The organism is Kaistia geumhonensis, from assembly GCF_030815145.1.
Classification (GTDB): domain Bacteria; phylum Pseudomonadota; class Alphaproteobacteria; order Rhizobiales; family Kaistiaceae; genus Kaistia; species Kaistia geumhonensis.
The window spans coordinates 3455678-3467571 of sequence record NZ_JAUSWJ010000001.1 but is presented as its reverse complement, the minus strand read 5'-3'; the positions used below and the strand labels follow the sequence as shown (position 1 = coordinate 3467571).

Annotated in this window: 11 protein-coding genes; 2 read left to right on the top strand and 9 right to left on the bottom strand. The window is 68.2% G+C overall.

All coding sequences use genetic code 11. From position 1 onward, the window contains the following. Positions 1–20: 20 nt before the first annotated feature. The 5 genes from QO015_RS16355 to QO015_RS16335 form a co-directional block, all read right to left on the bottom strand. Positions 21–998 carry a substrate-binding domain-containing protein gene (locus QO015_RS16355; protein ID WP_266282975.1) on the bottom strand — a complete coding sequence of 326 codons (978 nt, stop codon included), beginning with the start codon at positions 996–998 and terminating at the stop codon, positions 21–23. 37 nt (positions 999–1035) lie between these two features. Next, positions 1036–2055 carry an ABC transporter permease gene (locus tag QO015_RS16350; RefSeq protein WP_266282976.1) on the bottom strand — a complete coding sequence of 340 codons (1020 nt, stop codon included), beginning with the start codon at positions 2053–2055 and terminating at the stop codon, positions 1036–1038. Then, complete coding sequence (locus QO015_RS16345) at positions 2055–2741, bottom strand: RraA family protein (RefSeq protein ID WP_266282978.1); 687 nt, start codon at positions 2739–2741, stop codon at positions 2055–2057. Before QO015_RS16345 ends, QO015_RS16350 begins: the two co-directional genes overlap by 1 nt. Positions 2742–2752: 11 nt before the next feature. After that, positions 2753–4507, bottom strand: coding sequence for an IlvD/Edd family dehydratase (locus QO015_RS16340; protein WP_266283289.1), 1755 nt, complete (start codon positions 4505–4507; stop codon positions 2753–2755). 133 nt (positions 4508–4640) lie between these two features. Beyond that, positions 4641–5681, bottom strand: coding sequence for a LacI family DNA-binding transcriptional regulator (locus QO015_RS16335; RefSeq protein ID WP_266282980.1), 1041 nt, complete (start codon positions 5679–5681; stop codon positions 4641–4643). Positions 5682–5753: 72 nt separating this feature from the next. Between QO015_RS16335 and QO015_RS16330 the strand changes: the two genes are divergently transcribed. After that, a complete protein-coding gene (locus QO015_RS16330; RefSeq protein WP_266282982.1) occupies positions 5754–6509 on the top strand; it encodes an SDR family NAD(P)-dependent oxidoreductase in 756 nt (251 codons plus the stop codon). A gap of 5 nt (positions 6510–6514) precedes the next feature. On the opposite strand, the gene QO015_RS16325 is transcribed toward QO015_RS16330, so the two are convergent. From QO015_RS16325 to QO015_RS16310, 4 genes are all read right to left on the bottom strand, one after another. Continuing rightward, positions 6515–7075 (bottom strand): DsbA family protein, encoded by a 561-nt coding sequence (locus QO015_RS16325; RefSeq protein WP_266282984.1) that lies wholly within the window; start codon positions 7073–7075, stop codon positions 6515–6517. A gap of 91 nt (positions 7076–7166) precedes the next feature. Continuing rightward, the gene (locus QO015_RS16320; RefSeq protein ID WP_266282986.1) at positions 7167–8591 is read right to left on the bottom strand and encodes an ATP-binding protein; all 1425 of its coding nucleotides are present in this window, start codon (positions 8589–8591) and stop codon (positions 7167–7169) included. Continuing rightward, the gene (locus tag QO015_RS16315) at positions 8588–9310 is read right to left on the bottom strand and encodes a response regulator (RefSeq protein WP_266282988.1); all 723 of its coding nucleotides are present in this window, start codon (positions 9308–9310) and stop codon (positions 8588–8590) included. The genes QO015_RS16320 and QO015_RS16315 overlap by 4 nt, the downstream gene beginning before the upstream one ends. A 102-nt stretch (positions 9311–9412) precedes the next feature. After that, a complete protein-coding gene (locus QO015_RS16310) occupies positions 9413–9997 on the bottom strand; it encodes a hypothetical protein (RefSeq protein WP_266282989.1) in 585 nt (194 codons plus the stop codon). A gap of 236 nt (positions 9998–10233) precedes the next feature. Here QO015_RS16310 and QO015_RS16305 point away from each other — a divergent pair, with 236 nt between their 5' ends. Continuing rightward, the gene (locus QO015_RS16305; protein ID WP_266282991.1) at positions 10234–11625 is read left to right on the top strand and encodes a cytochrome ubiquinol oxidase subunit I; all 1392 of its coding nucleotides are present in this window, start codon (positions 10234–10236) and stop codon (positions 11623–11625) included. Positions 11626–11894 lie beyond the last annotated feature (269 nt).

Genomic DNA, 11894 nt, shown 5'->3' with positions numbered 1-11894 from the left:
CGCCCGGTGGCGGCCGCGAACTAGCGGATACCGTCCTTCACGAGCGCGGCGAGCGCGTCGACATTGTCCTTGGTCAGGTAGCCGCCGCCGGTGTTGAGCTGCAGGCCGGCGAGGCCGTACTTCTTCTGCAGGACCGCTGCGGCGACCGGCATGAAACCCTGCAGATAGGGCTGCTGGTCGAGCACGACGGTGATGTAGCCGTCGCGCACGCCCTGGATGGCGGCGGAGGAGATGTCGAAGCCGGAGGTGACGACCTCGCCCGGCTGCTTGCCGGCCTGCTTCAGCACCTTGTCGAGCACGGCGGTGATGCCGCCATGGCCGGGCACGATGATCGCCTTGGTGTCGGGATTGGCCTCGAGATAAGCGACGAGCACGGGCACCGAGAGCGCCGGATCCTGCACGGCCTCGTTGGACCACTGCAGCGGCGTGAAGGCGATGCCCTTCTCCTTGAGGACTTCCGTCGCGCCCTTGGCGACATCGGCGCCGGCAGCGCCCTCGACGAAGGCGCCGTAGACCAGAACCTTGTCGCCTTCCTTGAGCTTGCCGTTCTCGATGGTGAGATTGGCGAGGTTCTTGCCCGCGCCGTAATTGTCGAGGCCGAAATAGGAGAGGCCCGTGCCCGGCAGTTCGTTGTTGTTGACGACGACAACGATGCCGTCGGCCTTGGCGTCGTCGAGGATCGACTTCATCGCATCGGTGCCAGGATGGCCCATCACGACGATGGCGTCGGGCTGGGCGGCGATCGCCTCCTTGGCCTGGACGATCATCTTCTGCGGGTCCCAGCCGGAATGCTGCTCGATGAGGTTGACCTTGAGCACACGGGCGGCGTCGCGGGCGCCGAGCTCGCGGGCCAGCGTCGCCGTGTCGCCGGGATTGCCGCCCATCTGGAAATAGATGGTCATGCCGGAATCGACGGCCTCGGCCGCGACCGAAACTCCTGACGCGGCGACCATGGCCGCCAGCGCCATTCCGGCAATCGTTTTCGTGATCCTGCGCATTTGTCGTGTTCCCCTTGGTTGTTTTCTGGAAGTGCGGTCAGTTTCTCGCGCGCGAGCGGAGCTGCCGGAGCAACGGGACCTTGTCGGGATCCTCGATTGCCGCATTCATGGTGACGGAGACGATGAAGACGAGCCCGATATAGAAGCGCGTCCAGAAGCCGGCGACGCCGCTGGCGACGAGGCCCGCCTCGATGATCGCGACGATCAGCGCGCCGAAGACCGTGCCGACCACCTTGCCGGCGCCACCGAAGATCGAGGTGCCGCCGATGAACACCGCCGCGACGACGGTGAGCAGGTAGCCCATGCCTGCCTGCGAGAAATAGGTCGTCGTCTCCAGCGTCAGGAAGACGCCGGCGAGCGCCGACAGGAGGCCCATGAGCGTGAAGAGCTTGATCTTTTCCCGGTCGATGGCGATGCCAACCACCTTGGCGACCTTGAGATTGTCGCCGATGAAGAGAAGGCTCTCGCCGAAGCGATGCCGGTTCAGGATCAGCCAGACGACGACCGCGACCGCGAGCGCCCAGAGGAACTGCACCGGAATGACGCCGATCCGTCCGGCGAACACCGTGTGGATCAGCCGCCCCTCGATATCTGGAATGGCGAGCGAGGCGCCGTTGGAAACGACCGTGACCAGCCCGCCCCATAGGAACAGCATGCCGAGCGTCGCGATCAGCGAGGGGATGCCGAGCTTGGTGACGACGAGCCCGTTGATGAAGCCCATCACCGTTCCGGTGACGAGCGCCGCGACGAGCGCCAGCCAGGTCAGGTCATAGCTCTGGTAGAGCTGGCAGAAGACATAGCTGGCGAAGGCGACAACCGACGGGAAGGAGAGGTCCATCTCGCCGGCGACGACGACGAGCGTCAGCCCCAGCGCGATGATCATCGGCGGCGGCACCGTCGCCATGAAGCTCATATAGACGCGGTAGCCGAGAAAGGCGCGCGGCGCCGTCAGCATGAAGAGGATGACGAGGAGCACGAAGACCAGCGCGATCGCCGTGCCCTCGATCTTGAAGAAGCCGGCGACCGGGTTGGACGGCGCCTTGTCAGCATGCGCCATCAGAGCACCCCGTATTTGGCATAGACGTCGCGCAGGAAGCCGCCCGCACGCAGTTCGCGCATCGAGTGGCTCTCGCCGTTGATCTTGTCGAAAGCGACCTTCAGCACGTCGGCCTCGGCCGCCTGCGGCACGACCACGACGCCGTCGGCATCGCCGAAGACGAGATCGCCCGGCGCGACGCGGACGCCGCCGCAGATGACCGGCACGTCGACCGCCTGGATCTGGCCGCGGCCCTTGGAATCGAGCGGCGCGATGCCGCCATGGAAGACGGGCAGCTTCAGCCGCCGGATCTCGAGGATGTCGCGCACGAAGCCGTCGGTGACGCAGCCGGCGGCGCCGCGAACCGTCGTTGCCGTCGAGAGCAGGCTGCCCCAGGGGGCGATGCGGGTCGAGCCGCCGCAGGCGAAGACCGCGACGTCACCCGGCTTCAGGTCGTCGACGACGGCGATCTCGAGCTCATAGGGGTTCTCGCCCGGCTCGACATGCGCGACCTCCATATAGATGCCGGTCCGTGCGCGGCCGCACATCTTGAGCGTCTCGTCGAGCGGCCGGATCGCCGGCGTCATCGCCTGGTTGGTGATGCCGACGGCATCGAGCGAATCCGAGAGCACGGCGGAATAGAGCTGCTCCCAGCCATCGGGGAGAGGGGCGTTCTGCCGCGACCGGAAAGGCATGGGGGTCGTCATGGAGCCTCGCTTCAGAAGGAAACCTTGGAGGGGGGCGTGCCGCTCTGTCCGACGAGGAAGTCGAAATCGACGCCCTTGTCGGCCTGCTGCACGTGATCGATGAAGATCTTGCCGTAGCCGCGCTCATAGGCCGGGGCCGGCGGCACGAAGGCGGCGCGCCGGCGCGCCATCTCCTCGGCGTCGATCTCGACGTCGATGCGCCGGCCCGCCGTGTCGAGCACGATCATGTCGCCGGTCCGGACGAGGGCGAGCGGCCCGCCGAGCGCCGATTCCGGCGCGACATGCAGCACGACGGTGCCGAAGGCCGTTCCGCTCATCCGCGCGTCGGAGACACGCACCATGTCGGTGACGCCGGCGGCGAGCAGCTTCTTCGGCAGCGCCATCGTGCCGACTTCCGGCATGCCCGGATAGCCGCGCGGGCCGGCATTCTGGAGGACCAGCACACTGTCGGCGTCGACATCGAGATCGGGATCGTCGATGCGGGCCCGGAGATCGTCGGCATCCTTGAACACGACGGCCCGGCCGCGATGCTGCATCAGCCGCGGCGAGGCGGCGGAAGGCTTCAGGATGGCGCCGTCGGGCGCGAGATTGCCGCGCAGCACCACGAGACCGCCCTTCGGCGTCAGCGGATTGTCGACCGTGCGGATGACCTCGTCGTTCCAGCCGCGCGCATCGGCGATGCGCTCGCCCATCGTGCCGCCCTCGACCGCCGGAGCACCGAGATGGAGCTTCTCCGCGATGCGGCGCATCACGACGGGCAGGCCGCCGGCATCGAAGAACTCTTCCATCAGGAAGCGGCCAGACGGCTTCAGGTCGACGAGGCAAGGCACGTCGCGGCCGAGCTCGTCCCAGTCGGCAAGCGTGAACGGAACGCCGAGACGGCCGGCGAGCGCGAGGAGATGCACGACGGCATTGGTCGAGCCGCCGATCGCGCCGGCCACCTTCACCGCATTCTCGAAGGCTTCGCGCGTCAGGATCTTCGAGATGCGGATATCCTGTTCGACGAGACGCACGGCGCGCTTGCCGGCCTCCTCGGCGAGCACGGCGCGGCGGCTGTCGGGCGCGGGGATGGTGCCGTTCATCGGCAGGCCGATGCCCATCGCCTCGGCGATCAGCGCCATGGTCGACGCGGTGCCCATCGTCATGCACGAGCCCGCCGACCGGCTCATCGCCGCTTCCGCCGCCTCGACATCGGCCTTGGTGATCTTGCCGGTGCGATATTCCTGGTCGAGGTTGAACACGTCGGTGCCCGAGCCGAGCACCCGCCCCTGATAGCGCCCGTTCAGCATCGGGCCGCCCGAGACGAGGATGGCGGGGATATCGCAGCTCGCGGCGCCCATGAGCAGCGCCGGGGTGGTCTTGTCGCAGCCGGCGAGCAGCACGACGCCGTCGATCGGGTTGGCGCGGATCGTCTCCTCGACATCCATCGCGACGAGATTGCGGAACATCATCGTCGTCGGCCGCATCAGCGGCTCGCCGAGGCTCGTCACCGGAAATTCGAGCGGGAAACCGCCGGCCATCAGCACGCCGCGCTTCACATGCTCGGCGAGCTCGCGCAGATGCCGGTTGCAGTTGGTGAGCTCGGACCAGGTATTGCAGATGCCGATCACCGGCCGGCCGTCGAAGAGCTCGGCAGAGAAGCCCTGGCTCTTCATCCAGCTCCGCGGAATGAAGCCGTATTTTCCGACGCGGCCGAACCACTCCGCGCTGCGGCGCGGCGCCCCGCCCTGGGACGATGTCGATGCGTCCGCAGCCGTCGCAGGCAAACCCCCGGCGGATATCGACGGCGTAGTGGCCTCTTTGGGCTTCTGATCGGTCATGGCGCCTCCCTCGAGCTACATGTAACGTTAAATTTAATCGGCTGACAAGCCCCCTCGAGAGGCCTGCCGCAGCAGCGCCTCAGGTCGTCGCGCCGGCGTCGAAATGGACGGGAAGAACGCATTCGTTGCGGGCGAAGCGGCCGCTCTCCAGCCGCTCCAGCATGGCGCGTCCCGCCTGCTCGCCGAGCTGATAGGCGGCCGAATCGACCGTGGTCAGCCGCGGCCGCGCATAGCGATGCGCCTCGAAGCCGTTGAAGCCGACGATGCGCACATCGTCCGGCACGCGGACATCGTGGTCGAACAGGTAGAGCATGGCGGCGGTTGCGATCGGGTCGTTGGCGCCGATGATGGCGCCAGGCAGCGGATGGTCGGCGAGATGCCGGGCGACGACATCCTGCACGTCGGCGAAGCTCTCGCTCGCCGAGGCGATCACGGTGAGCCGCGCGCCGCCGCCATTCGCCGCGAGACTTTCGCGGAGCCCGGCCAGGCGCTCCTCGATCGCCGGCCAATCCTGCGCGGGGACGACGGCGAGGAAATCCTCGACGCGGCGGGCGAGCAGATGGTCGCCGATCAGCCGTCCGCCGCCGCGGTCGTCCTGCCGGATGGCGCAGAAATCCGCGCCCGGCAGGGTGATCGGCTCCTGGAAGACGATGACCGGCTGGTCGAGATCGACGAGGCGCCGGATCGCCGCCCGGCGCTCCTCGCCGCTGCCGGCGATCATGGCGCAGAAGCCGCCGACCTCGAAATTTCGGGTGATCATCGAGGTTTCGAGCTGGTCGCCGCGCATGCCCTGAACCGTCAGCGTGTAGTCGGCGCTGTTCAGCACATTGGCAAGACCCGCGACCACCTGGCAGGTGAAGAAATCGGCGAGGAAGGCCGGCGACTCGTCGACGATCACCATGCCGATCGAGCGCTGCTCCGCGACGCGCAGGTTGCGGGCATTGGCCTGCCGGCGATAGCCGAGCCGCTCGATCTCGCGCTCGACGCGCTTCTTCGTCGCCGCGCTGACATATTGCAGGCGACCGTTCAAGACGTTGGAGACCGTCATCGGCGACACGTCGGCCGCCTTCGCGACATCCTTGATCGTCGCCCGCCGCCGCGCCGGTGCCTCGTTCGTCATGCTTGCCTTCCCGTCCGAAACGATGCTACCGCGATATATATCGTTACATGAAATAGAGCGGAATCCGCGTCGATGTCCAGCTTCGCGAACTATCCAAGCCTCGCCTCGAAATCGGTCTTCATCACCGGGGGAGCGACGGGTATCGGTGCCTCCCTCACCCGGCACTTCGCCGAACAGGGCGCCCGGGTCGGCTTCGTGGACATCGACGACGCCGCCGCGGCGGCCCTGACGGCGTCCCTCCCCGCCACCGTCCGCTACAGCCACTGCGACATCCGCGACGTCGATGCCCTGCGATCCGCCATCGCCGCGTTCGAGGCTGAGGCCGGCCATGTCGACATCCTCGTCAACAACGCCGCCAATGACGACCGCCACAAGGTCGAGGCGGTCGATGCCGCCTATTGGGACGACCGCATGGCGGTCAACCTGCGCCCGCAATTCTTCGCGGCGCAGGCGGTGCGCGCCGGCATGGCGCGCGCCGGCGGCGGCTCGATCATCAATCTCGGCTCGATCGTGGTCTCCATGGCGGCGGCGGACTGCGTCGCCTATGTGGCCGCCAAGGCGGGCGTCTACGGCATGACCCGCGCGCTTGCCCGCGAGTTCGGGCCGGACCGCATCCGCGTCAACTGCCTCGTCCCGGGCTGGGTCATGACCGAGCGGCAGGTGAAGCTCTGGCTCGACGAGGCCGGCGAGCGGCGCATCGCCGAGCGCCAGTGCATTCCCGACAAGCTGGACCCGGCCGACATCGCCCGCATGGCGCTGTTCCTCGCTGCCGACGACAGCCGCCACTGCACGGCGCAGAGCTTCGTCGTCGACGGCGGCTGGACCTGAGGAGGCTATTTGCCGACGAGCTTCGCCGCCCAGTCGGCGACCGCGTCGCCGCTCGACATGTCCGGCTGGACGAGACCGTCGATCATGAAGGTCGGCGAGACATGGATGCCGTTCTGCCGGGCATATTTGCAGTGCCATTTGATCTCCTTGTCGAGATCGGGAATGGCGAAGGCGTCGAACAGCGCGACGCCGCTATAGTCTTCCACGCGCTTGATGATGTCGCGCGGCGTCGCGTCGAGATTGGCGCCGCCCCAGTGCTTGTCGAACTCGAATTCCTCGCGATGCGCCCCCACGGCGGCGATCACCTTCTTCGCCTCCTCCTTGCCGCCCGGCAGCGTCGAGGCGGCGATGACGCAGCGCGTCACGACGCCCGAATACATGTGCCAGGGCTGCGGCTGCAGGCGGATCTTGATTGTGATGCGATCGGCGCCGGCCTCGGCCAGGAGCAGGTCGAACTTGTTGAAGGCGCGGACCGAATAGGGGCAGGTCGGCTCGAGGAAGGCCTCAAACACGCGCGGGCCGTGGCCCCAGGCCAGAGGATCGGCGCGCCAGGCAGCGTCGGCCATGTCGGATGACTCCGTGGAGGGTGAAGGATGGCGCGAGCCTAGTGTGATTCACGCCCCGCCGGAAGCAGGCGCCGCGCCATCGGCGCAGCCTTCACGACGCCGCCGCTTTCGGCAGGCGGATCGTCGCGACGAGGCCGCCCTGCGGGCGGTTTTCCAGCATCAGCGTGCCGCCATGTGCCTGCACGATCGACCGCGCGATGGCGAGGCCGAGGCCGATGCCGCCCGTCTCGGTGCTTCGCGAGGGCTCCAGCCGCACGAAGGGCTGGAACGCTTCGTCCATGCGATCCTCGGGCAGGCCAGGCCCCGCATCAGCCACCGCGACGGCGACGGCGTCGGCCTCGTCCCGAACCGAGACCCGCGCCTCATGGCCGTAGCGGACGGCGTTCTCGACGAGGTTGCGCAGCGCGCGTTTCAGCGCCACCGGGCGGCAGGGATATGTGACGGCGGCGAGATCGGCCGCCTCGACATCCGCGCCCGCGAGGCGGAATTCCTCGATACAGTCCGCGACCAGCTGGTCGAGCCGGAGGAGCGCTGTCGCCTCACTCGTCGCCTCGGCGCGGGTGAAGGCGAGCGTCGCCTCGCAGATCACCGTCAGTTCGTCGATCGTCGCCACGATATCGTCGCGCACCGCCTCGTCCTCGATGAACTCCGCCTTGAGCCGGAGCGTCGTGAGCGGCGTGCGCAGATCGTGGCTGATGCTGGCGAGGAGGCGCAGCCGGTCGCTCATGAAGTCGCCGAGCCGCTGCTGCATCGTGTTGAAGGCGCGGGTCGCGGCGACGACCTCGCTCGGCCCCGTCTCGGCGAGATGGGGGACGGCCTCGCCCCGCCCGAACCGCTCCGAGGCGTCGGCGAGATGGCGCAGCGAGCGCGTCTGGCCGCGGATCGCCAGCACCGCCACCGCCGCCACCGCCAGCGCGGAGAGCAGGAAGGAGAGCAGCGCGACGCGGCCGAACCCGCCCGGCAGTTCGACGGCGGAGCGCAGCGTCGCGAAGCGGCCGTCGGCGAGCGGCACGGTCATGGCGACGGCGGCGACGCGGCGCGGCCCGCCGGGCCGATCGCCCTCCGGGGCCGGCGGCCGGTGGTCGGGTGGCGGCGGGCCGGGCCGGCCCGTCGGGCAGGGATGCCGGTCCGGGCCGAGCGGCTCGACCGAGACGATCGGCGGCGCGGCCTCGACGCCGTGGAGCATCTGTTGCAGCAGCTGCGCCAGATCGCGCTCGGCCGGCCCCGGCGGGTGCGCCGGCGGCGGCGCGGCCGCCACGCTGGCGCAGGAGCCGCGCGATCCGAAGGCCCGCGCGATACGCTCGCCGTCGGAAGCGGGATAGTCGGTGAGGAGGCGCGCCAGCGCCACCGTCTGGTTCAGCGCCTGGCCATGGATGACGCCGTCGAGCAGCGCGTCCTGCTGCACGCGCAGGATCAGCGTCAGCCCGAGCTGCGCGAGCGCCAGCGCCGCGACCAGCATGATCACGAGCCGTCCGGCAAGGCTGCGCGGCCAGAGGCGCGGCAGCGACGCCCTCACCCCGCCGGCTCCACCTTGGCGGCGAAGGAATAGCCATCGCCCCAGACCGTCTTGATCAGCGTCGGGCGCTGCGGATCGGGCTCGATCCGCCGCCGGAGGCGGCTGACGAGATTGTCGATGCTGCGGTCGAAGAGCTGCGCCGCGCGGCCGGCGGTGATGTCGAGGAGCTGCTCGCGCGAGAGCACGATGCCGGGCCGCGTCACGAAGGCGAGCAGCAGGCGGAACTCGGCGCTGCCGAGGCCGATATCCTCGCCCCCCTCGTCGAGCACCGCGCGGCGGTCGACATCGAGCACGAAGCGGTCGAAGCGGAAGCGCTGGCCGGATTCGCTCGCCTCGGCGCGCGGCGCCGCGGAGGCGCGGCGCAGGATGGCGCGGATGCGGGCGAGCAGCTCGCGCGGATTGAAGGGCTTGGTGACATAATCGTCGGCGCCGAGCTCCAGCCCGACGATGCGGTCCGTCTCCTCGGCCACGGCCGTCAGCAGCACCACGGGGATCTCGCCGCTCTGGCGGAGCTGGCGGCAGAGCGTCAGCCCGTCCTCGCCCGGCATCATGACGTCGAGCACCACGAGGTCGATGGCGCCCGCGCGCATGGCCTGGCGCATCTCGACGCCGCCCGACGCCACCGAGACGCGCAGGCCGTTCTTCACGAGATAGCGCGCGAGCAACTCGCGGATCTCGCGATGATCGTCGACGACGAGGATATGCGGTGTGCGGTCCATGCCCGCTCCGGGTGAGGAATGCAGCCCATTCAGCGCAGGCGGCGCAAATTTTCCAGCGCCGAAGTGTAACAGGATGTGTCGCGCGCCGCGCGGCCGGCGGGATCAGGCTCCGGATCGTCGGGGCCCGGCCGCCATCGCGCCCGAGAAGGTCAGGCCGGTCAGCGCGAGCAGGCAGCCGGCACTGAAGGCGTTGACCCGCAGGAGCGCCAGGCTGCCGGCCTCGTCCAGCGAAACCATGGGTGTCGCGGCGAGCATCGGGCCGGCGAAATAGGCCAGCGCCGCCACGCCGATAAGCGGGAACGACCAGCCCCGCTCGTCAGGCCGGAAGGCGAGGCCGGCGATCACGACGCAGGGCGCGAGGAAGAGCAGCACCCCGGAGGCCTCGCCGAACAGGACGAGCGCGAGGAGGCTGTTGGCGATGCCGGCGAGCGGCAGCATCGCGCGGCCGATGCGGTCATGCCGCCGCGCGACCAGCGGCGCCAGCGCGAAGAAGGGCGTCGAGAGGAAGGTCAGCATGGCGGCGAGCCCTCCCCGGCCCGCGACGGCCTCGACATAGAGCGGATAGAAAGGCTGGTTGGACGCGACGACGAGCGCGATCCAGTTGCAGGCGGTGACACGCGGGTCCGCATGGGCGGCATAGCGCTCGACCGCCGCCCACCAACCCTTCAACCGCGACAGCACTGGCATCGACCCGTCCCCTGGCCGGCTCACGCGGCCGCCTCACTGCTCATCTTGCCGGGAGAGGCGCGGTTTCAAGGGGCCGCGGCTGCGTGGGCCGCTACACGCTTTGATAGGGACGAATCGTCCAACAATGAGGGAGGCTTATCGACAGCGGCCACGATCCGCCCTAGCCTTCGTTCGTGCCGGCATCTGGGGCGGATGTGCAAGTCGGGCTGGCCTGATTCGTTTTCGGGAGGTGGAAGATGGAACTCGATCCGGTGTTCCTGTCACGACTGCAATTCGCATGGGTCGTGATCTTCCATGTGATCCTGCCGGCCTTCACGGTCGGCACGGCGTCCTATATTGCCGTCCTCGAGACGATCCACTTCATCACGAAGCGCGAAATCTATCTGCGCCTGTCGACCTTCTGGATCAAGATCTTCTCGATCTCGTTCGGCATGGGCGTGGTGAGCGGCGTCGTGATGCCGTTCCAGTTCGGCACCAATTGGAGCCGCCTGTCCGACGCCGCCGCGAACGTGCTCGCGCCGCTGCTCGCCTATGAGGCGCTGACCGCCTTCTTCCTCGAAGCCGGCTTCCTCGGCGTGCTGCTGTTCGGCCGCCATCTGGTGCCGCGCTGGGCCTATCTCTTCGCCACGTTGATGGTGGCCGCGGGCACGCTGCTCTCCGCCTTCTGGATCCTCTCGGCCAACAGTTGGCTGCAGACGCCGGCCGGGTTCCAGGTCGTCGACGGCCGCTATTTCCCGACCTCGTGGTCGGAAGCGATCTTCAACCCGTCCTTCCCCTACCGCCTCGCCCATAACGTCATCGCCTTCTACATCACGACGGGCTTCGTGGTGATGGGCATCAGCGCCTATTTCATCCGGCGCGGCACCTTCGCCGAAGAAGGCAAGGTGATGATGAAGATGACGCTGTGGCTGCTGACCGTTCTGGTGCCGCTGCAGATGTATGTCGGCGATGCGCACGGCCTCAACACGCGCCAGTACCAGCCGGCCAAGCTTGCCGCGATCGAGGCGATCTGGGAAACGGGCAGCGAACTGCCGCTGACGCTCTTCGCGATCCCGGATCAGGACGCCGAGAAGAATCTCTATGCCATCGAGGTGCCCTATCTCGGCAGCCTCATCCTGACGCATTCGCTGGACGGCGAGATCACAGGGCTGAAGGCGTTCCCGCCGGAGGACCGCCCCTTCGTCGCCCTGCCCTTCTTCGGCTTCCGCATCATGGTCGGGCTCGGCATCATCATGCTCGGCCTGGTGATCTGGGGGAACTGGCTGCGCATCCGCGGCCGGCTGACCACGACCCCGCTCTTCCTGAAGGTGCTGCAGCTCACGATCCCGATCGGCTTCCTGACCGTGATCGCCGGCTGGGTGGTCACCGAGACGGGACGGCAGCCCTGGACGATCTACGACCATTTGCGAACGGCCGATTCCATGTCGCCGTCGCTGACCGGCCTCGACGTGCTGATCTCGCTGCTCGCCTATGTCATCGTCTATGTCTTCGTCTATCCGACCGGGGTGATCCTCATGGCGCGCATCGTGCGCAAGGGACCGCGCTCCACGGGGCATGGCGAAGGCGACAGCCCGGTGGAAGCCGGGCGGCCCGAAGCGCCCGTCCTCGCCGGCGCCATCGAGAATTAGGGTCCGGACTCAATCAGGAAGCGGTCTGCGCTTGAGGGAAACGATGAGAGTGCCAGGAGAACAAGTCGCGGCGGGGCCTTACCCCCGCAAGACTTATTCGACGCCGCAATGGCGTCGTTTCCCTCACGCCCTCCGGGTTGGGCGAAAATGCGCCGCGGCTGCGTCGCCCGTTCTTGCCGATGCGCAGGCATCGGCTGAGCACCGTCTCCTGTCCGCGGCGGATTTTGGCCCAACGCAGATCCACTTCCTGATTGAGTTCGGACCCCAAG